Source organism: Mesorhizobium sp. P160219 (assembly GCF_057786095.1).
Genome location: NZ_JBYNWG010000001.1, coordinates 4337500 through 4358955, shown reverse-complemented (window position 1 = coordinate 4358955; position 21456 = coordinate 4337500). Strand labels below are relative to the sequence as shown.

General features: G+C 62.7%; 17 protein-coding genes. 6 read left to right on the top strand and 11 right to left on the bottom strand.

Annotated elements, in window-relative coordinates; translation table 11 throughout:
• The first annotated feature begins 44 nt into the window (after positions 1-44).
• Complete coding sequence (locus tag AC3EMP_RS21100) at positions 45-1670, top strand: AMP-binding protein (RefSeq protein WP_027049447.1); 1626 nt, start codon at positions 45-47, stop codon at positions 1668-1670.
• A complete protein-coding gene (kynA, locus tag AC3EMP_RS21095; RefSeq protein WP_027049448.1) occupies positions 1667-2503 on the top strand; it encodes a tryptophan 2,3-dioxygenase in 837 nt (278 codons plus the stop codon). The genes AC3EMP_RS21100 and kynA overlap by 4 nt, the downstream gene beginning before the upstream one ends.
• A 105-nt stretch (positions 2504-2608) precedes the next feature.
• Here the strand turns inward: kynA and kynU are convergent, their stop codons facing one another.
• On the bottom strand, positions 2609-3856 hold the full coding sequence (gene kynU / locus AC3EMP_RS21090; RefSeq protein ID WP_352711932.1) for a kynureninase: 1248 nt from the start codon (positions 3854-3856) through the stop codon (positions 2609-2611).
• A gap of 167 nt (positions 3857-4023) precedes the next feature.
• Between kynU and AC3EMP_RS21085 the strand changes: the two genes are divergently transcribed.
• Together AC3EMP_RS21085 and lexA are read left to right on the top strand one after the other, a co-directional pair.
• Positions 4024-4788, top strand: coding sequence for a GntR family transcriptional regulator (locus AC3EMP_RS21085; RefSeq protein WP_352711934.1), 765 nt, complete (start codon positions 4024-4026; stop codon positions 4786-4788).
• 205 nt (positions 4789-4993) lie between these two features.
• Positions 4994-5776 (top strand): transcriptional repressor LexA, encoded by a 783-nt coding sequence (gene lexA / locus AC3EMP_RS21080; protein WP_023684703.1) that lies wholly within the window; start codon positions 4994-4996, stop codon positions 5774-5776.
• Here lexA and AC3EMP_RS21075 read toward each other — a convergent pair.
• Together AC3EMP_RS21075 and arr are read right to left on the bottom strand one after the other, a co-directional pair.
• Positions 5770-8226 carry a ComEC/Rec2 family competence protein gene (locus AC3EMP_RS21075; RefSeq protein ID WP_352711935.1) on the bottom strand — a complete coding sequence of 819 codons (2457 nt, stop codon included), beginning with the start codon at positions 8224-8226 and terminating at the stop codon, positions 5770-5772. The genes lexA and AC3EMP_RS21075 overlap by 7 nt on opposite strands.
• Positions 8227-8338: 112 nt before the next feature.
• On the bottom strand, positions 8339-8755 hold the full coding sequence (arr, locus tag AC3EMP_RS21070; RefSeq protein WP_023696562.1) for an NAD(+)--rifampin ADP-ribosyltransferase: 417 nt from the start codon (positions 8753-8755) through the stop codon (positions 8339-8341).
• Positions 8756-9219: 464 nt separating this feature from the next.
• On the opposite strand from arr, the gene gltX reads away from it, so the two are divergent.
• Together gltX and gltA are read left to right on the top strand one after the other, a co-directional pair.
• Entirely contained in the window at positions 9220-10644 is a 1425-nt protein-coding gene (gltX, locus tag AC3EMP_RS21065) for a glutamate--tRNA ligase (RefSeq protein WP_023706238.1), read from the top strand.
• Between the two features lie 180 nt (positions 10645-10824).
• On the top strand, positions 10825-12156 hold the full coding sequence (gltA, locus tag AC3EMP_RS21060; RefSeq protein WP_023671037.1) for a citrate synthase: 1332 nt from the start codon (positions 10825-10827) through the stop codon (positions 12154-12156).
• Between the two features lie 143 nt (positions 12157-12299).
• On the opposite strand, the gene lpxB is transcribed toward gltA, so the two are convergent.
• The 8 genes from lpxB to AC3EMP_RS21020 all read right to left on the bottom strand — a co-directional run bounded on the left by lpxB (position 12300) and on the right by AC3EMP_RS21020 (position 21456).
• Entirely contained in the window at positions 12300-13478 is a 1179-nt protein-coding gene (gene lpxB / locus AC3EMP_RS21055; protein ID WP_352536072.1) for a lipid-A-disaccharide synthase, read from the bottom strand.
• Positions 13468-14370: an LpxI family protein gene (locus tag AC3EMP_RS21050; RefSeq protein ID WP_352711937.1), complete on the bottom strand. Its 903-nt coding sequence runs from the start codon at positions 14368-14370 to the stop codon at positions 13468-13470. The genes lpxB and AC3EMP_RS21050 overlap by 11 nt, the downstream gene beginning before the upstream one ends.
• On the bottom strand, positions 14357-15190 hold the full coding sequence (gene lpxA / locus AC3EMP_RS21045; protein ID WP_023706235.1) for an acyl-ACP--UDP-N-acetylglucosamine O-acyltransferase: 834 nt from the start codon (positions 15188-15190) through the stop codon (positions 14357-14359). Before lpxA ends, AC3EMP_RS21050 begins: the two co-directional genes overlap by 14 nt.
• 15 nt (positions 15191-15205) lie before the next feature.
• Positions 15206-15658 (bottom strand): 3-hydroxyacyl-ACP dehydratase FabZ, encoded by a 453-nt coding sequence (fabZ, locus tag AC3EMP_RS21040; RefSeq protein ID WP_023684696.1) that lies wholly within the window; start codon positions 15656-15658, stop codon positions 15206-15208.
• A gap of 1 nt (position 15659) precedes the next feature.
• A complete protein-coding gene (gene lpxD / locus AC3EMP_RS21035; protein ID WP_023724381.1) occupies positions 15660-16718 on the bottom strand; it encodes a UDP-3-O-(3-hydroxymyristoyl)glucosamine N-acyltransferase in 1059 nt (352 codons plus the stop codon).
• 77 nt (positions 16719-16795) lie between these two features.
• Entirely contained in the window at positions 16796-19177 is a 2382-nt protein-coding gene (bamA, locus tag AC3EMP_RS21030; RefSeq protein WP_352711939.1) for an outer membrane protein assembly factor BamA, read from the bottom strand.
• A gap of 217 nt (positions 19178-19394) precedes the next feature.
• Entirely contained in the window at positions 19395-20537 is a 1143-nt protein-coding gene (gene rseP / locus AC3EMP_RS21025; protein WP_352711941.1) for an RIP metalloprotease RseP, read from the bottom strand.
• A gap of 103 nt (positions 20538-20640) precedes the next feature.
• A complete protein-coding gene (locus AC3EMP_RS21020; protein ID WP_023696555.1) occupies positions 20641-21456 on the bottom strand; it encodes a phosphatidate cytidylyltransferase in 816 nt (271 codons plus the stop codon).

Sequence of the window (21456 nt, the reverse complement as noted above, 5' to 3'; positions counted from 1 at the left end):
GCCTTGTTCAGCCATGGGCGCGAGGCAGACAGGGGCAGCCGAAAATGCTTGGGCCATCAGCGCATATCGACACATTCACGCGCGACAACCTGCCGCCGCCGGAGCAATGGCCGGAGTTTTTGCTCGACGGCTTCGACTATCCCGACCACATAAATGCCGGCGTCGAATTGACCGACAGGCTGGTCGAAAAAGGGTTCGGCGACCACACCGCGCTGATCGGCAATGGCCGCCGCCGCACCTACAAGGAACTGTCCGACTGGACCAACAGGCTCGCCCATGCCCTGGTCGAGAATTATGGCGTCAAGCCGGGCAACCGGGTGCTGATCCGCTCGGCCAACAACCCGGCCATGGTCGCCTGCTGGCTGGCCGCCACCAAGGTTGGCGCGGTGGTCGTCAACACCATGCCGATGCTGCGCGCCGGCGAACTCGCCAAGATCGTCGACAAGGCGGAAATCACGGTTGCGCTTTGCGATACAAGGCTGATGGACGAGATGACCGCCTGCGCCAAGGGCAGTGCGTATCTCAAGCAGGTCGTTGGCTTCGACGGCACGGCCAACCATGACGCGGAACTCGACCGCGCCGCCCTCGACAAGCCGGTCACCTTCACTGCCGTCAACACCGGCCGCGACGATGTCGCCCTGCTCGGCTTCACCTCCGGCACCACCGGCGTGCCGAAGGCGACGATGCATTTCCATCGCGACCTGCTGATCATCGCCGACGCCTATGCCCGCGAAATCCTGGAGGTGACGCCCGACGACATCTTCGTCGGCTCCCCGCCCCTTGCCTTCACCTTCGGTCTTGGCGGGCTCGCCATCTTCCCGCTGCGCTTCGGCGCCGCGGCGACGCTGCTGGAACAGGCGACGCCACCCAACATGATCCACATCATCGAGACTTACAAAGCGACCATTTCCTTCACCGCGCCGACAGCCTATCGCGCCATGCTCAAGGCGATGGATGAAGGCGCTGACTTGTCCTCGCTGCGCGTCGCGGTTTCGGCGGGCGAGACGCTGCCGGCGCCTGTCTTCGAGGAATGGACACAGAAGACCGGCAAGCCGATCCTCGATGGGATCGGCGCCACCGAGATGCTGCATATCTTTATCTCCAACCGCTTCGACGACATGAAGCCGGCCTCCACCGGCAAACCCGTCGACGGCTATCAGGCACGCATCGTCGATGACGAGATGCGGGAGCTGCCGCGCGGCTCTACCGGCCGGCTGGCGGTGCGCGGCCCGACCGGCTGCCGCTACATGGCCGATGCCAGGCAAAAGGACTATGTCCGCGATGGCTGGAACCTCACCGGCGATACGTTCACGCAGGACGAGGATGGCTTCTTCCACTTCGCCGCGCGTTCCGACGACATGATCGTCAGCGCCGGCTACAACATCGCCGGCCCCGAGGTCGAAGCGGCGCTGCTCTCGCATCCCGACGTCGCCGAATGCGCGGTGACCGGCGCCGAGGACCGCGAGCGCGGCCAGATCGTCGAGGCGCATATCGTGCTTGTGCAAGGTGTTTCGCCGGACGCATTGACCGTCAAACGCCTGCAGGACCACGTCAAGGCAACGATCGCGCCCTACAAATATCCGCGTTCGGTGAAGTTCATCGACGCCTTGCCCAAAACCCAGACCGGCAAGATCCAGCGATTCCGGTTGCGCGCGGAGAAGAGCAATTGATTAAGCCGCACGATCCGGCGTCCGATGGCGCGCAGATGTCGTTCAAGGAGCGGATGTCCTACAGCGACTATCTGCAGCTGGACAAGGTGCTCGATGCGCAGGCGCCGCTGTCTTCGGCCCATGACGAGATGCTGTTCATCATCCAGCATCAGACATCGGAATTGTGGATGAAGCTCGCTTTGCACGAGATCGGCGCCGCGATCCGCTCAATCCGCGCCGACCGCCTCGAACCGAGCTTCAAGATGCTGTCTCGCGTCGCGCGCATCTTCGAGCAGCTCAACAATGCCTGGGACGTGCTGCGCACGATGACGCCAAGCGAATACACCGAGTTTCGCGACGCGCTCGGCCAATCCTCGGGCTTCCAGTCGTGGCAGTACCGCGCTATCGAGTTCATGGCCGGCAACCGCAACCTTGCCATGCTCGGGCCGCACAAGCACCGGCCCGACCTTACGGACAGGCTGGAAGCCATCCTGGCCACGCCGTCGCTCTATGACGAGGCGCTTCTGCTTTTGGCGCGCAATGGCTTCGACATCGGCGCCGACGCCAGTCGCACGGACTGGCGCGAGACGCGCGTCGAGAACGAAGAAGTGCTGGCTGCCTGGCAAACCGTCTACCGCGACCCGCAGCGCTACTGGATGCTCTACGAACTGGCCGAGAAGCTGGTCGACTTCGAGGATTATTTCCGCCGCTGGCGCTTCAACCACGTCACCACGGTCGAGCGCATCATCGGCTTGAAGCGCGGCACGGGCGGCACCTCAGGCGCCTCCTATCTGAAGAAGATGCTGGAGGTCGTGCTGTTTCCGGAGCTCTGGACGGTCCGCACCCGGCTCTAGAGCATTTCACCGTTTAACGTAAACGGCGAAATGCTCTAGCTCTTTGATTGACGCAATTTCGGACGGAAAACCGCTTCACACTTTTCCTGAAATTGCTCTAGTTTCTCACGTAACCGCGGTCTTCACCGCGAAGCGGGCGTCCTGCCAGGCGCCGGTGCGCAAAATATCCTCCAGCGCTTCGACCGCCTGCCAGACATCGCCATAACCGACATAGAGCGGCGTGAAGCCGAAACGGATGGTCGACGGCGCCCGAAAATCGCCGATCACGCCGCGCTCGATCAGCGCCCGCATCACCTGGTAGCCATGCGGGTGGAGGAACGACACCTGGCTGCCGCGCTGGCTGCCGTCGCGCGGGCTTTCGAGTTCAAGGCCGTAGGCGCCGCATCTGGCTTCGACGAGCTGGATAAACAGGTCGGTCAGTGCGATGCTTTTTCTGCGCACCGCCGCCATGTCGACGTCGTTCCAGATATCGAGCGCGCCCTTGAGCGCCCGCATCGACAGCACCGGCTGCGTTCCGCACAGGAAGCGGCGGATGCCGCTGCCGACGGCAAAGCCCTGCTCGAAGGCAAAGGGCCGCGCATGGCCCCACCAGCCGCTGAGCGGCTGCCTGATATCACCATGGTGGCGCTCGGCCGCGTAGATGAAGGCCGGCGAGCCCGGGCCGCCATTGAGGTATTTGTAGGTGCAGCCGACAGCGAAATCGGCATTGGCACGGTCGAGTTCGACCGGCAAGGCGCCGGCGGTGTGGCAGAGGTCCCAGATGATCAGCGCGCCGGCGTCATGTGCCTTGCGCGTCAGCGCCGCCATGTCGCGCAACTGGCCGGATTTGTAGTTTACGTGGTTGACCAGGATGACGGCAACGCTGTCGTCGATCAGCTCCTCGATTGCGGCCGCGTCGACGCCCTCCAGCCGCAGCCGCGTTCCCGGCCGGGTCGAGGCGACGCCTTCGGCCATGTAGAGGTCGGTCGGGAAACTGTCGCCCTCGGCAACGATGGCCGACCGAGCCGGCCGCATGCCGAGCGCGGCGTGCAGCAGCTTGTAGATGTTGATCGAGGTTGTGTCGCAGACCACCGTCTGCCCGTCAGCCGCGCCGATCAGTCGTCCGAGCTGATCTCCCAGTTCCACCGGCATGTTGAACCAGCCAGCGGTGTTCCAGGCGCGAATGAGGTCGTGCGCCCATTCCTGCGTGGCGGCCTGCTGCAATTCGCTGAAGACGGCTGGTGACGCGGCACCCAGCGAATTGCCGTCGAGATAAATTACGCCTTGCGGCAAGACAAAGCGTTCACGCATGGAGCGCAGCGGATCGGCGGCATCCATTGCTTCGATTGCAGCGAGATCGGGTGTCGTGCTCATGATCCGGCGCCCCTCCATGGACAAACGCGCGCGGCGGAGCCTGCCGCCCAAACATGCCGGCGATCTTGAGTGGTCGCCCTTGAACTGTCAAACATTATATATAATTCACCCATTGAAAGGCTTTGATATATAATGATCCGCCGAGCGTTTATGACTGATGGATCACGATGCTGGATGACGAGCAGACCTCGAAGACGGAAGTGGCCTATCGCCTGCTCAGGCGCGATATTCTTGCGACCCGGCTGGCGCCTGCCGCGCCGTTGAAGCTGAGCACGTTGCGCAACACCTACGGCATCGGCTGGACGCCGTTGCGCGAGGCGCTGTCGCGGCTGGAGGCGGAACGGCTTGTGACCGCCATCAGCAACCGCGGGTTTGCGGTCGCTCCCGTCTCTCGGGCGGAGCTCGAGGATCTGGCGCGTGCGCGGCTGGTGGTCGAACTGCCCCTGCTGGTGGAATCGATCGAGAAAGGCGACCGTGAGTGGGAAGACGCGGTCGTTGCCGCCCACTATCGTCTCTCACGGTGCGGGTCTGTTCTCGACGATCCATCGGATGATGCGGTCGACGCGTGGTACGAAAAACACGATGCCTTCCATGCGGCCCTGCTCAGTGCCGCGACATCCAGCTGGCTGCAGCAGTTCAATGCGACGATTTCCGACCAATTGCATCGCCATCACCGCTTTCTGGGTCTGGCCCCGACGCTGCGCGCCGCCGCCGGCCGCACGGATGGACACCGGAAGGCCGTGGCGGCCCTGCGCGACGCCGTGGCGATCGAACACCATACCGCCCTGATGGAAGCGGCCCTCGATCGCGACGTCGAACGTGCGAAAACTCTGATGACCGCTCACATCGGCTACACGCTGCAGGTCTATGCCCAGAGCGAACCCGGCGCGGATGCTGCGCAGCCCCGTCCGAAAAGGAAGCGGCGATCGTAGCCGACGACGCAGGGCACTTTGTCTTCGTTTCACCCCGTTGCTGGCAACTGGGCGCAGGCGGCGCTCGCAGCGCCGAACGTTACGCTGAACAAAACGTCAACACATTCATTAAACTTTAAAAGGTTGCGGAACACAACTGGAACAGATAGTGTTTGTTCTGGGTTTGTTTTTTCTGATTCTGGTTTCAGAACCCTTGGGGGCCGCGATGCTGACGCGCAAACAACATGAGCTTCTGATGTTCATCCATGAACGCCTGAAGGAGAGCGGAATCCCGCCGTCCTTCGACGAGATGAAGGAAGCGCTCGACCTCGCCTCCAAGTCCGGCATCCACCGCCTGATCACGGCGCTTGAGGAGCGCGGTTTCATTCGCCGGCTGCCGAACCGGGCGCGCGCGCTGGAAGTGCTGCGGCTGCCCGACTCGATCGCACCAGGCCTCAATGCGGCGAGGAAGTTTTCGCCGAGCGTCATTCAGGGCAGTCTTGGTCAAACCGGCCAAGGGCAAGGCGGCCAAGGACAAGGCGCGTTGGGCCAAGGCGGTCTCGGCCGCCAGATCAAGCCGGGCTCGCCGTCGCGTTCGATGTCGGCCGGCAATGACGATGCCGTTTCCGCGATTTCAATCCCGGTTATGGGACGCATCGCCGCCGGCGTGCCGATCGACGCCATCCAGCATCAGACCCATTCGATCTCGGTGCCGCCCGATATGATCATGGGCGGCGAACACTACGCGCTCGAGGTCAAGGGCGATTCGATGATCGAGGCCGGCATTTTCGATGGCGACACGGTCATCATCCGCAATGCCGACACAGCCAGCCCCGGCGAGATCGTGGTGGCGTTGGTCGACGATGAGGAAGCGACCCTGAAACGCTTCCGCCGCAAGGGCGCCTCGATCGCCCTGGAAGCCGCCAACCCGGCCTACGAGACCCGCATTTTTGGACCGGACAGGGTGAAGGTGCAGGGCAAGCTTGTCGGATTGATCCGGCGCTACTGAGCCGGCTTGGGTTTGTACTTTTCACGCTGGTTGTAAGGCGGCAGGCCGCGCGCTTCGCGGGAGAAGCGGCGTTGCTCGTGCCAGGGGCGATACGGCTTGTCGACGGCGAAGCGGATGGTTGGCGCTGCAGCTGCCGATTGCGGATCGAAGAAGACGGCGGCGCTGCCGTCGCGGGCCAGCTGTTTCTTCGTCACGACCAGCACCAGCGGGTCGCGGCACGGATTGTAGGCGGTGGCGTCATCGATGACGATCAGGCTCGCGAAGGCACAGGCCGGCCGCGCCGTCTTGCGGTCTTTCGCAAGCGCTACAATGGCTCCGGAAGGGTGCCGGGCGATACAGAGATCGCCGGTGCAATAGAAGGGCGAGCCGGGCGGCAGATCGAGCGGATCGAGATCGAACCGCGTATCTGTTGACTCGAAAATCTCAGGTGGGATAATGGTTTCGGCCCGCAGCGCCCGTTTCCAATTGTCCGTGGTGAATTCGTTGGAGCGTTCGCGGTTGAGGGCGAGTTCGCCGCCACCGATCGGCATGGCCACCAGATGCGCATCCTCGGATATGAGCACGTCGGGCGTAAGCACCTGCGGCACCGTCAACAGGCCGGCCAGCGCGAAAGGCACGGCCGCCAACCTGAGCCAGGTGGTGGCCATGGTGGCGATGACGAGGGCGACCGCCACCAACAGCACCGAGCGGATGGAGATCAGCCCGACGGCGTCGACCGGCGAGCGCTCGGAAATCCAGGCCGATATAGCGATCATCGCCATCAGACCCTTGCCCATCACATAGAGGAACGGCCCGTCGGCGCCGAACGGCATCGCCAGTGCGCTGAGCACGGCAAAAGGCATGACGATCAACGAAACAATCGGCATCACGGCCAGATTGGCGATCAGGCTGAGCGGCGACACACGCTGAAAATGCCAGATGGCGAACAGCAAGGTTGCACTGCCGGCGATGATCGAGGTCATGGCGAGGCCGCCCATGGCCAGCGCGAATTTTCGCGACAGGAAGCCGACGAAGGAGCGCTTTGCCGGCGGCGTTCTCACCTTGTCGGCGCGGTAATCGGCCCAGCCGGCATAGGCGCCGACAAGGGCGGCGGTGGCAGCAAACGACATCTGGAAGCTGGGACCGACCACCTCGTGCGGCGACACCAGGATGACGGCAATGGCGGAGATCGCCAGATTGCGCATGGTGAGTGCGGCGCGATCAAACAGCACGGCGACAAGCATGACCGCCAGCATGATGAAGCTGCGCTCGGCGGCAACCACGACGCCTGAAATGACGAGATAGGCGGCGATGGAGACGAGTGCTGCCACTGCTGCATATTTCTTGACTGGGCGGCGCGAAGAGAAATCGGGAAACAGCGCAAAGGCGCCACGCAGCAACGCCATGATGGTGCCGGCAACCAGCGCCATGTGCAGGCCGGAGATGGAGATGATGTGGTAGATGCCGGTGCGCCGCATCGCTTCGTTGACCTCGTCCGGGATGCCGGCGCGCACCCCGACAATCAACGCCGCGGCAATCTCGCCTTCGGCGCCGCCGATTTTGCCCCTGATATGGTCGGCAATGTTTTCGCGCGCGTTCTCGATTGCCGAGGAGAGCCGCGCGGTCAGCGGCGGCGGTCCCTGCGTAGCAATGGTTTTCGGATTGCCGAGAAAGAAGCCGCTGCCGCCGATACCGGTGAAATAGCTGTCGAAGGAGAAATCGTAGCTCTCCGGCCGCACCGGACCGGTCGGCGGCAACAGCCTGGCATAGCCGGTGATCAGGGAGCCGGCGGTCATATCGGCGGGAACGGTCCGCGCCGAGAGCCTGACCCGCTCCGGGGCGTAGCGCAGCTCGGGGTAAGCGGTCGAAACCACATCGAGCGTCAGCCTGATGCGGCCGCTTTCCATCTGTTCGAGACTGACGACGCGGCCGGTCAGCCGTGTCTGAATCTCGGAGCCGAGCATCTGCGTTCCGGCGCGCCAAGTCTCGACTTTGGCGGCGACGACGCCGAGCGCGCACAGCATCGCGGCCATGCAGAACAGATGCGTCCTCGGCCGCGATCGCGTGGCGACAGCGCAACATGTCGCCAGCACCACAATGGCGATTGGCTGCGCAAAGCCCGGCTCGCCGGCCAGCGAGAAGTAGACGATGACGCCGGCTGCCAGGAAAACCGGGACCAGCAGGAAGGCGACGCCCCGGTCGAGCTCCGTGTTGGCGGCCACGGCAAGGCTGCGGCGGAGCGCGGGCCATGACGGGCGGCGAAGCCGTCTGCGCAGTCGGGCGATAGATCCGGGCGCTGTGACTTGCGCCGGCAAGGCGTGACCGGGCAGCGCGGGCGCTATGCCGGGATGCGGCTCAGGCAGCGCGAGGGGCAGCGGCTCGGCATAGGGACTATCGGCAAACAGCGAGCGTTCGCTGACGCTTGCCTCGCCGCCTTCGCCTTCCTTCGTGCCCCGGCCACGTCCAGCCATCGGGTCTGCCCCTTGCGCCCCAGACCTCCTATGCTACATGAACGCGCAAAGTGCGAAAGTCCGTGCGGTCGCGTCCACCGCGCCGGAATTGACGATCACTCGCCAAGGACGCTCAATCCTCAATCATATCCCGGCCCTCCGCCCTCAGGCGAGCAAGCCCATCGTGCATTGCCTTCAATTGTTCCGGTGTATGACCCTGCCATTCAGCGAGCTCCCCCAGGATGAGCAACGGATCACGGGAGCGGTAGGATTTCGTCGGATTACCGGGAAATTTTTTATCGGTCAGGTTAGGGTCATCCATAAAAAACCCCGTCGGCTTTACGATGTAAATCCTTTGACGACCGTCACCCGTTGCAAGCTCTGCTCCCCAGATGGCGGCTTCCAGTGTCTGGGTGAAATAGATCCATGACAGTGGTTTACCTCTGAAATTGGAAGGGTGGCCGACGCTCAGCAGATCCCCGGGTTTCAAATCCGCCCGGGTACCATGGTAGAACGGATCACCCTCCGTATGGTCGGCGTTTCTGGTCATCGGTAGTCCTTCTTTCAATCATTCCTCCTTCGTGGCGAGGCCGGACCGCACACAGTTGCGGTGTTCACGATAATGATTGCAGAAAGGTCAATATGCGTGACCAAGCCAACGCTGTCACGGCGGCGTTGTGTCGGGCAGTGCCGCATCCGTGAAGAAATGTCCGCTCGTCAGAGGGGGCTACCACCGTCGCAGCGATGTTCCAGGCACTGTGACGGGCGCTGCAGCCGAATGAAACCCAGACATTGACGCTGCTGCCAAATGAGGTTGCGCGGAGGTGCGAACAGATTTTTGTGCTACAAGGCTCCACCGCCAGTTGACGCAACCGATAATTGCCGACGTGCCCCCGGCCTCATCCAGCCATCGGGTCTGCCCCTTGCGCCCCAGACCCCCTATGCTACATGAACGCGCAAAGCGCGAAAGTCCGCGCGATCACGCTCCGCTTTCCAAGGCTTCCCGAGAGTTCCATGTCCGACACGGTCGTCACCCGTTTTGCCCCCTCGCCCACCGGCTATCTGCATATCGGCGGCGCGCGCACGGCGCTGTTCAACTGGCTGTACGCCAAGCACACCGGCGGCACGATGGTGCTGCGCATCGAGGACACCGACCGCGAACGCTTCAACGAGGCGGCGACACAGGCCATTCTGGATGGGCTGACCTGGCTCGGCCTTTCCTGGGACGGTGAGGCCATATCGCAGTTCGAGCGCGCGCCGCGCCACCGTGAGGTGGCCGAGGAGCTGGTGCGCCTGGGCAAGGCCTATTACAGCTACGAGACGCCTGCCGAGCTCGAGGCGATGCGCGAGGCCGCACGCGCCAAGGGCCTGCCGCCGCGCTACAACGGCCAGTGGCGAGATCGTGCCCCCTCGGAGGCGCCTCCCGGCGTCAAGGGCGCCATCCGCATCAAGGCGCCGACCGAGGGCGAAACCGTGGTGCACGACCGTGTGCAGGGCGAGGTGCGCTTCCCCAACAAGGACCTCGACGATTTCATCATCCTGCGCTCGGACGGCAATCCGACCTACATGCATGCCGTCGTCGTCGACGACCATGACATGGGCGTCACCCACATCATCCGCGGCGACGACCATCTGACCAACGCCGCGCGCCAGACGGTGATCTACAACGCCATGGGCTGGGACGTCCCGTCGATGTCGCATATCCCGCTGATCCACGGCGCCGACGGCGCCAAGCTGTCGAAGCGGCACGGCGCACTCGGTGTCGAGGCTTATCGCGCCATGGGCTATCTGCCCGAGGCACTGCTCAATTATCTGGCAAGGCTCGGCTGGAGCCATGGCGACGACGAGATCATGTCGATCAAGGACATGATTTCGTGGTTCGACATCGGCGATGTCAACAAGGGTGCGGCGCGCTTCGACTTCGCCAAGCTCGAGTCAATCAACGGCGCGCATATGCGCAAGATGGCCGATACCGAGCTGTTCGACATTTTCGTCGCCACTCTGCCATACCTCGAAGGCGGATCTGCTATCGCCGCCCGTCTCGACGACGCCAGGAAGGCGCAGCTGCTGGCCGCCTTGCCTGGCCTGAAAGAGCGCGCCAAGACGCTGGTGGAACTGGCCGATGGCGCTGCCTTCCTGTTCGTCGAGCGGCCGCTGCCGATCGACGAGAAGGCGGCAGCACTGCTCAGTGCCGACGCGCGCGCGATCCTGCGCGGCGCACATGCCGCTTTGCAGACTGTTTCGGGCGATTGGTCGGCTGCCGCGGCTGAAGCCGCGGTGCGCAAGTTCGCAGCGGCCGGCGGCCACAAGCTCGGCGCCGTGGCCCAACCGCTCCGGGCGGCCCTTACCGGCCGCAGCACCTCGCCCGGCGTGTTCGACGTGCTTGCCGTGCTTGGCCGCGAGGAAAGCCTGGCGCGGATTGCGGATCAAATCGATTAGGAGCGAGCTGGCCCAAAAAGATTGGCATTGAAAGGCGGGTTTCGCAGTGCAACATTAGGCCTTGGCCCAATCTGGCACGCACTTCCTAAATGCGGTGGCGAGTTCGCGCATTCCGGTGATTTCGACGTGTCGTTTGCAGGAATTGCCTTGCCGGCATGAGGAAGATGAAGGAGTTTGAGAATGAGCGAAGCTGCGACGAGACTGGAAACCGGCAGCAAGACGACGCACCCGTCGACTGCCACGCTCGAACTGGCCGGCAAGACGCATGAATTCAAGGTGCGGAGCGGCTCGGTCGGGCCCGACGTCATCGACATCGGTGCGCTCTACAACACCACCGGCGCCTTCACCTACGATCCCGGCTTCACCTCGACGGCGAGCTGCGAGTCGGCGATAACCTTCATCGACGGCGATGCCGGCATCCTGCTTCACCGCGGCTACCCCATCGACCAGCTGGCCGAGCATGGCGACTTCCTCGAAGTCTGCTACCTCCTGCTCTACGGCGAACTGCCGACCAAGGCGCAGAAGGACGATTTCGACTACCGGGTGACGCGCCACACCATGGTGCACGAGCAGATGTCGCGCTTCTTCACCGGCTTCCGCCGCGACGCGCATCCGATGGCTGTGATGTGCGGCGTGGTCGGCGCGCTGTCGGCCTTCTATCACGACTCCACCGATATTTCGGATCCGTATCAGCGCATGGTCGCCTCGATGCGGCTGATTGCCAAGATGCCGACGATTGCGGCCATGGCCTACAAATACCATATCGGCCAGCCCTTCATTTACCCGAAGAACGAGCTGAACTTCGCCGCCAACTTCCTGCATATGTGCTTTGCGGTGCCGTGCGAGGAATACAAGATCAATCCGGTGCTGGCGCGCGCCATGGAGCGCATCTTCATCCTGCATGCCGACCACGAACAAAACGCCTCGACCTCGACGGTGCGCCTTGCCGGCTCGTCGGGCGCCAATCCGTTCGCCTGCATTGCCGCCGGCATCGCCTGCCTGTGGGGCCCGGCGCATGGCGGCGCCAACGAAGCGGCGCTCAACATGCTGGGCGAGATCGGCCATGTCGACCACATCCCGGAATTCATCGCCCGCGCCAAGGACAAGAACGATCCGTTCCGGCTGATGGGCTTCGGCCATCGCGTCTACAAGAACTACGATCCTCGCGCGAAAATCATGCAGAAGACGGCGCATGAGGTGCTGGGCGAACTCGGCATCAAGGACGATCCGCTGCTCGATATCGCCATGGAGCTGGAAAAGATCGCGCTGACCGATTCCTACTTCATCGAGAAGAAGCTCTATCCGAACGTCGATTTCTATTCCGGCATCACGCTGAAGGCGCTGGGCTTCCCCACCACCATGTTCACCGTACTGTTCGCGGTCGCGCGCACCGTCGGCTGGATCGCGCAGTGGAAGGAAATGATCGAGGATCCCCACCAGAAGATCGGCCGTCCGCGCCAGCTCTATACCGGTGCCCCGGAACGCGACTACGTGCCGATTGCGAAAAGGTGAAAGAGAGTGAATGGTGAATGGTAAGTAGTGAATAGCAGGTAGTAAGTAGCAGGTAGTAAGTAGCAGCTTGATTATAGCGAGAGCGCGTTAATCACTATTCACTATTCACTATTCGCTATTCACTATTCATCGTTCACTCCTTACTAAGCCTTATTCGCTCTCCCGATGTGGCGAAGAACGACATCCGCGGCGATATCGCCGGACGGCTTGTCGGTTGCCATACGCCTGGCAACTTCGGCAAAGCCGTCCTTTTGCCAGGCGCGGTAGGCGGTGTCTGAAAACAGTGCCTCGAGCTGCCGCGCCAGATAGTGCGGCCGCACATACTGGTTGTAGCTTTCCGGCACGACCGTCCGGTCGGCGATAAGGTTGGGCAAAGCGGCGCTCCACACCGTGATCAGGCTCTGCGCCATCAGCATGATCGGATCGAACTTGTAGCAAGAGATCATCGGTACACCCGACAATGCCAGTTCCAGCGAAACCGTTCCAGACGCGATCAGCGCCGCATCGGCCTTGCCGAAGGCCTGCCATTTGCGCTCGGGATCAAGGATGACCTCCGGCTCCTGATCCCAGCGCGCCACCGACGTTTTGACCAGTTCGGCGACATGCGGCACCGTCGGCAGCAACAGCCGCAGCCGGTGGCCACGCGCGCGCAGCGCCGACACCGTCTCGCCGAACGGACCGATAAGCCGGCTGACCTCGCCGCGCCGCGACCCTGGCAGGACGAGCAGCGTCTTGACGTGATCGGCCGAGAGATCGCGTGGCTGGGCTTGCGCCCTGGCCGCGCCCAGCACGCCTGGATCATGCGTGAGGCGATGTCCGACGTAAGTGCCGGGCGGGCCGCCGAGACGGCTGAGCTCCTTTACCTCGAAAGGCAGGATGCACAGTATGTGGTCGACATAGGGCTTCATCGCGGCCGCCCTACCCGGCCGCCACGCCCAGACGCTCGGGCAGACATAATGGACGGTCGGGATTGACGGATCGGCGGCGCGGACCTTTTTGGCGACGCGCAGCGAGAAATCAGGGCTGTCGATGGTGATCAGACAGTCGGGTTTTTCGGCGGCGACAGCACTTGCCGTCTGGCTGATCCGCCGCATCAGGCGCGGCAAGTCACGCAGGATGGCGCTGAGCCCCATCAGCGCGATCTCGGCGCCATCGAACAGCGGCGCCAGTCCGAGCGCCTGCAGATGCCGCCCGCCAATGCCGACGAGTTGCACCTCGCGCCCGGTCATGCGCTTCAGCGCCTGCACGATGTCGGCGCCCAGCAGGTCGCCGGATTCTTCGCCGGCGACGATGGCAATCTTCAGCGGCTTCTCAGCTGCCATGGACAGCCCCCGCAGCCGGCAGGCCGAACACGAACAGGCCGAGCGCATTGGCGTGCGCGACAACGGCGGGGCCTTCGAGGATGAGCGAACGGCCGGCTTCGACGGCAATGCCGGCGAGCCCCGCGGCATGCGCCGCCTCGACGGTCCGGGGGCCAATAGATGGCAGATCGGCACGCAATTCCTGGCCAGGCTTGGCGCATTTGACCAGGACACCGCGCGTCTTGCCGGCCAGCCTGCCATGGCCGCGCAACTGCTGCGTCCGCTCGAGCAGTCCGTCGGTGCCCTCGACGCCTTCCAGGGCAACAGTGCGGCCACCGATGGCAATTGCCGCCTGGCCAATGTCGAGCGCGCCGATGGCCTTTGCCGCCGCGTGTGCCGCCTCGATATCGCGCCAGTCGGACTTTCGCGGCACTGCTTTGGTCAGCGGCCCTTCGGCCGCGACGAGCCGGGGCACGACTTCATGCGCACCGACGACCTTGACGCCCCGTGCCTCCAGGCCGCGGGTCAATATCTTCAACAGCCCGTCATCGCCGCGGGCAAGCGCCATGGCGAGCGAGGGTATAAGTGCCAGTAGCCCAAGGTTCGGACGCATGTCGACCAACCGCGGCCTGCGCCTGATCTCGCCGGCAAGCACAAGATGGGTGATCCGCCGGCGCCTCAGCAACGCAACCAGCGAGCCGATGTCTTCCAGCGCAAGGCTTTCACGCTCATAGATTGTGAGGTCGGACTGACGGTCGGCCTGACCTTCGACCAGGATGATGACAGGCCGATGTCCGGCCTCCGCCAGGCCGGCGGCAACTTCGACCGGCAAGCTACCGCCGCCGGCAATGATGCCGACCCTGGCGTCCGGCGCAAGTTCGAGGCCCGTTGAAGTGGCCTCAGCCTTCGTCATCGGCATCGTCGCCGTCGCCACCCTTAAGCGACGGGACGGCAAAATGCCGCTTGCCGCGACTGGTGATGAAATCGATGATTTTCATGGCCGTCGGCGACGACGCAAACTCGGCCTTGGCGAATTCGATGTTCTCGCCGACAGTGCGGGAGCGGTCGAAGATGGTCTTGTAAGCCTTGCGCAGCAGGTAGATTTCTGCGCGCGGCAACCCGGCGCGCTTCAGGCCAATGATGTTGAGTCCACGCAGGCTGGCGCGATTGCCCACCGCAATGGCGTAGGGAATGACATCGCCGACAAAAGCCGAGCAGCCGCCGAGAAAGGCGTTGTCACCAACACGCACGAACTGATGAACGGCGCTGAGGCCGCCGATATAAACGCTGTCACCGACCTCGCAATGGCCGCCCAGGGTCGCGCCATTGGCGAAGGTGGCGTTTTTACCGACGACGCAATCATGGGCAATGTGGGCATAGGCAAGGAAATTGCCGTTGTCGCCGACGGTCGTCTCGCCGCGGCTGGAATCGGTGCCGAGATGCATGGTCACGCCTTCGCGGATCGTGCAGTTCTGGCCGATGACCAAAGTGGTGCGGCCGCCCTTGTGCTTGGTGTTCTGCGGCGGTCCGCCCAGTGTCGCCATTGGATAGACCTTGGTCGCGGCGCCAATGGTTGTCGCGCCCAGCACCGAGACATGGCTGACCAGTTCGACGCGGTCACCGATCACGGCGTCAGCGCCGACATAGCAGAAAGGTCCTATTGCGGCGCCTTCGCCGATCTGCGCGCCGGCCTCGATGACGGCCGAGGGGTGGATTGAAGTCTGTATTTTCATGAGCATTTCGAACCGTCAGCCGGTAACCATCATTGCCGAGATCTCGGCTTCGGCGGCCTTTGTGCCCTCCACCATGGCCTCGCAGGCGAATTTGAGCAGGTTGCCGCGCATCTTGATTTTCTTGACGTGGATTTTCAACTGGTCGCCCGGGACGACCGGTTTGCGGAATTTCGCATTATCGATGGTCAGGAAATAGACCAGCGACGGCTTTTCCGTGTTGAGGTTACGGATGCAGATCGCGCCGGCGGTCTGCGCCATGGCCTCGACGATGAGCACGCCCGGCATCACCGGCTGATCCGGGAAATGGCCCTGGAAATGCGGCTCATTGATGGTCACGTTCTTGATGCCGATGGCAGAATCATTGCCGTCGATTTCGATGATGCGATCGATCATCAGGAAGGGATAGCGATGCGGTAAAAGCTTCATCAACCCCAATATATCGACCGCTTCGAGCGTCGCCGGCACCATCTCAGCTACTTCCCCCTTCGCCCTGCTTGCGCGTCCTGGCGAGCTTCCTCAGCATGGCGATCTCGCGCATGGCTTCCGCCATCGGCTGCGCCGGATAGCCTCCCCAGATCTCGCCCGCCGGCACGTTGCTCATGAACCCGCTTCTTGCAGCAAGCTTGGCCCCTGATCCGATGGTCAAATGATCGGCAAGGCCAACGCCGCCGCCCATGGTGACACCGTCGCCGACGGTGACGGAGCCGGAAATACCAGAGAGCCCGGCAATAATGCAATTGCGGCCGATGCGAACGTTATGGGCGATCTGCACCAGATTGTCGATCTTGGTGCCCTGACCGATGACCGTATCCGACATGGCGCCGCGATCGACGGTCGTGTTCGAGCCGATTTCGACATCGTCCTGGATGATGACGCGGCCGACCTGCGGCACACGCTCGGGTCCTTTGGCGCCGCCGACAAAGCCGAAGCCGTCCTGGCCGATCCTGGCGCCGCCATGAATGATGACGCGGTTGCCGATCAGCGCGTACTGAACACTGACACCCGGCCCGATGTAGCCGTCACGGCCGATCTGGCAGGAGGGACCGATTACGGCGTGGGGGGCAATGACTGTTCCGCTGCCTATGGAAGCACGCGGCCCGATGACCGCTCCGGCTTCGATGATCGCGCCTGCCTCGATATGCGCCGTGGCATCGACATGAGCTTGCGGCGAGACCCCGGTTTCGCTGGTCATCGGTCCCGGCGTAGCCGCTGTCGGGAACAGCAGCCGGCCGATCATGGCGAAGGCCTGCTGCGGGCGCGGATGCACCAGAACCGCAATGCCGGCCGGCGCCTTGCCCGCGAACTCGGCGGGGCAAAACACGGCCGCCGCCTTCAGCGACTGCATCAGCGCGAAATTGCGCTTGCCGTCGACGAAGACGAGCGCACCCTCGCCGCCTTCATTGGCTGGCGCCAACGCATCGATCGATATGTGGGCGAGGTCGGAATCAACGAGCGACGCGCCGGTCAGATTCGCGACTTCGCCGGCCGTATACCGGCGTGATGGCGCGAAGAACACCGGATCGGTCATTCCAGAAGCAATATCCAGCTAGGTCGGATCAATTCTCTTCCGGACCCCAACGGCCCGGAAGCATCGTTACCGCAAGATCAGAAGCGGCTCGACATGCCGAAGTTGAATTCCTGCACGTCGTCGGTCTTTTCCTTCTTGACGGGCATCGCGTAGTCAATGCGGATCGGGCCGAAGGGCGATGACCACAACAAGCCGACACCAACCGAGGCGCGCAACTTCATATCGACCGAGGCCTGATCGACGCCGGCGGTGTCGATCTTGCTGCCGTACAGTGTGGCGGCATCAGCAAACACAGCGCCGCGCACACCAAAGCTTTCCGGAATGACCGGTATCGGAAATTGAGCTTCCGCCGACGCATTGAAATAGGTGGTGCCGCCGAGGTGATCACCACCAGAACCCGGCGTAATATCGGCAGGGCCGATGCCGCCATACTCGAAGCCGCGGATCATGCGGTCGCTGCTCTGGAACTGATCGAAGATACGCAAGCCGTCACCGCCGAAGCCCTGAATATGGCCAGCGCCGCCTGAGATCAGGCCAACCAGATCCAGCTGTTCGGACAGCGTCTGGTAGACAGTGCCACGACCGGTAACCTTGACGAATTTGGCATCGCCACCAAGGCCGGCCACTTCCACGGTCGTGGTGGCGTAGATGCCTTCATGCGGGCTCTTCATGTCGTCGATGGTGTTGTAGACCAGTCCCAGGCTGACCGACGACTTGATCCACGGGCTATCATTGATGCCCTCGACGATGGCTTTAGAAATGTGGCAGTCAGCGTCCGGAATCTCATCGTGGGGAGTATCATCGCAACCGTCGTCGAGCTTGTACTTCTCCTGGGCGATATTGTACGCCAACTGCGTCGAGATGTTGTCGGTGATCGGCAGGCCGAAGCGCACCGTCGCACCCAGCGTCTCGCTGTCATAGTGGTCGTAGTTGCGGGTCTGCTGGAAGATATCGAAGCCGGCGGCGATACGGCGCCCCAGGAAATAGGGTTCGGTGAAGGACAGGCTGTAGTCCCGCGAATTCTTGCCGCCACCCGCCGAAACCTTGATGTACTGGCCGCGACCGAGGAAGTTGCGCTCCGCGACCGAACCTTCGACGGACGGACCGGCAGTGTCGCCACCTGTCGAATAACCTGCGCCAACCGAGAACTCGCCGGTCGATTTCTCGACTACGTCAACCACGAGCACGACCTGGTCTGGCTCAGAACCCGGGACAGTCGAAACGTCGACTTTCTCAAAGTAATCTAGCTTTTCCAGTCGCTTCTTCGCGCGCTGGATGAGTACCTGGTTGAAGGCGTCGCCCTCGCTGACATCGAACTCACGACGAATGACATAGTCGCGCGTGCGGTCGTTGCCGCGGATTTCGATGCGCTCGATATAGGCCTTGGTGCCATGGTCGATCGTATAGACGACCGAAATGGTGTGGTTCTCGAAGTTGCGATCACCGCGCGGTGTCACCTGAGCGAAGGCATAGCCCGAACCCGCGACCTTTTCGGTCAGCGCGATGATGGTGTCCTCGACATTCTTGGCGTTGTAGACGTCGCCCTTGTGGGTCTGAACCACCGATTCCAGCGCCTTCGAGTCGACTTCGGGAATGGTGCTCTCGACGCTGACGTCGCCGAACGTATAGCGGTCGCCTTCCTGGACGGTGATGGTAACGGTGTACTGGTTGGTCGTGTCGTCGAGCTCGCCGACGGCTGAGACCACCTGGAAGTCGGCATAGCCGTGATTGTAATAGAAGCGGCGCAGCGATTCCTGGTCGGCGCGGAGCTTGTCCTCGTCATAGACGTCGTCACGCAGCACGAAGGACAAGAAGCTCGAGCGCTTGGTTGCGATGACGTCGGACAGGCGGCGGCTCGAATAGGCGCTGTTGCCGACGAAATTGACAGCGGCGATCTTGGTGCGGCCGCCTTCGTTGATGTTGAAGACCACGTTCACGCGGTTGTCGCCGAGATCCATGATCTGCGTCGTGACAGTGGCGTCATCGCGGCCAATCCGCCTGTAGGCAGCCTTCACCGCCTCGACATCGGAGTCCAGCGTTGCCTGCGAAAACGTCCCGCGCGGCTTCAACTGCACGGCGACTGCCAGCGCATTGTCCTTGAGCTTCTTGTTGCCCTGGAACAGAACCTGGTTGACGACCTGATATTCGGCAACCTTGACCACCAGCGTCGAACCGACCTGATTGATCTGCACGTCCGAGAACAGCCCGGTACCGAACAGCGCCTTGACCGCATCGTCGATATCGGCGCTGGAAAACGCCTTGCCCGGCTTGATCGTGATGTAGTTGCGGATGGTGTCGGCGTCGACACGCTGGTTGCCGCTGACCTCGACTCTCGAGACAACGGCTGCCTGCGCCGCAGATGTGGCAACGAACTGCACGGCGAGCGCACCTGGTACAACCAGAGCGGCGGACATAGCCACCGCGGACGCGGCGCTCAAAAATTTGGATGCTGCCTTCATCGGGCTTTTGTACCTTTTCTCGAAGTCCCCACGGCGAGAAAACCGGACGTGCGGTAATTTCTCCTACCGTATTAACCGGATTTTCCCTACACGCAAGGCTTCTGGTTAATTTGTAATTACTTAACCCTGATGCGTGGCTTTCGCGTCACGCATACCCCCGTGCATGGTAAACGGCGTCTCAACATTGCCGGTGCTGAAGCCAAATTTCTTCATGATTTCAGCACCCAAACAGATCGTTCCAGAAGACGAAGCCCATAAATCCCAGCACCAGAAAGAGGCCGGCCCGGTATCCCATTTCCATCATCCGCTCCGATACCGGACGCCGGAAAACGGCTTCGAGTGCGTAGAACAGGAGATGGCCGCCGTCGAGGGGGGGAATCGGCAAAAGGTTCAGAATTCCGATCCCGACCGACAGGCCGGCGACGAGTTGCACCAGCCATAGGAAGCCCAGCTTTGCCGCCTGCCCCGACATCTTGGCGATCTTGATCGGGCCGCCCAGCTGGCATTTGTCTTCGCGGCCGACAACGAATCGCTGCAGGAACTGGCCGGTGCGCTGAATGACGTGCCCCGTCTCCTCGACCGCGGCGCCGACTGCTCCGACAGGGCTGTAGGTGATCAGCCTGGGCTGGCCGACATCCTTGTTGTTGACGACGCCGATGACGGCCACCTTGACCTTGTTGCCCAGTGCGTCCAGCTGCTCCATCGGCTCCGGCGTCGCGACGACCGTGACCTCCTTGCCCTCGCGCAACATGGTGAAGGTGATGGCGTCGCCGCCGCGGCCCGAAACTAGGCGCTGGACGTCGGCGAAGGTCTCAACCTTGCTGCCGTCGACGGCGACGAATCGGTCGCCTGGCAAAATGCCGGCCGTTGCGGCTGGACTGCCGGCGGTGACCGCCGCCACCATCGGCTCAAACACAGGGCGGCCATAGAGGGAAAACAGCACGGCAAAGACGGCAATGGTCAAAAGGAAGTTGAACAGCGGTCCGGCCACCACCGTGGCGGCGCGTTTCCAGATGGGTTGCGTGTGGAAGGCGACCTTGCGTTCAGCGTCAGTCAGCGTTTCCAGATCTTCCGAACTCGGCTGGCTCGACGTGGCGCTCATGTCGCCGACGAATTTGACATAACCGCCGAGCGGTATGGCGCAGAGCTTCCAGCGCGTGCCGTGGCTGTCGTTGAAGCCGAGAAGTTCGGGGCCGAAGCCGATCGAAAAGGCCTTCACGCCAATGCCGCACCAGCGGCCGACCAGGTAATGGCCCATTTCGTGAATGAAGACGACCACGGTCAGCACGAACAGAAACGGCACCAGCGTGCCGAGGACAAAGCCTTCCGTGCTGAAAAACGCGTGAAGAATTTCGTTCAACTCATGCCCTCAAATTCACCCGCGGCAAAAGGTGTCGCCGCGACTGTGACATCAATCCAGGCGAATCCGTGGCGTGCGCCATTTCTTCGCCGTGAAATATCACTCAAGCCGGAAACAGCCCCTGCGCCGGATGATCGGCGCCCGCCGAAATCCAGCCGATCACGTATAGGGCAAAAGCCGCCGCGACAAGCCCGTCCACCCTGTCCATGACACCGCCATGCCCGGGTATCAACGCGCTTGAATCCTTGCGGCCGTGGCGGCGCTTGACCCAGGATTCGAAGAGATCGCCAGCCTGGGCAACAATCGACAGCACCAGCGCAACCAAGGCGAGGACGCCAAGATTGCCGGCCCCGGCGGCGGCAGCCAGAAGCACGCCGGCGGCCACGCCGCCGACAGCGCCGCCAAGCGCGCCGCTCTGCGTCTTGCCGGGGGATATAGATGGCGCGAGCTTGGGCCCACCGACGGAGCGGCCGACGAAATAGGCGAAGATGTCGGTCGCCCAGACCACGGCGAACAGAAACAGGATTGCGACCAGGCCGGGATGGTCGCCGCCGCGCAGCAGCGCCAGCGATAAGCCGGACAAAGCCGCGTAGGCAAGACCGGCTGCATCCCATTGCGCCGCTCCACGCATACGGGCGCCGACAGCAGCGACCACAACCATGGCCAGGACAAGAGACAGAAGCCACGATGCCGGCACGCCTGCAACCAGGGCGACGACGAAAACCAGAAGCAGCGCTTCGGGAATGAAGCCGAGGGTCGCACCGGCCAAGGGGCGCGACATGCGCGCCCATTCATAGAAGATGACCGCCGATATCCCGGCGCAAAGCAGGCGGAACCACAGCCCTCCCAACCAGGTCAGGCCAAGCGCTATTGCGGCCAGCACCAGCGCCGAGACGATGCGAAGCTGAAGATTGTTCAT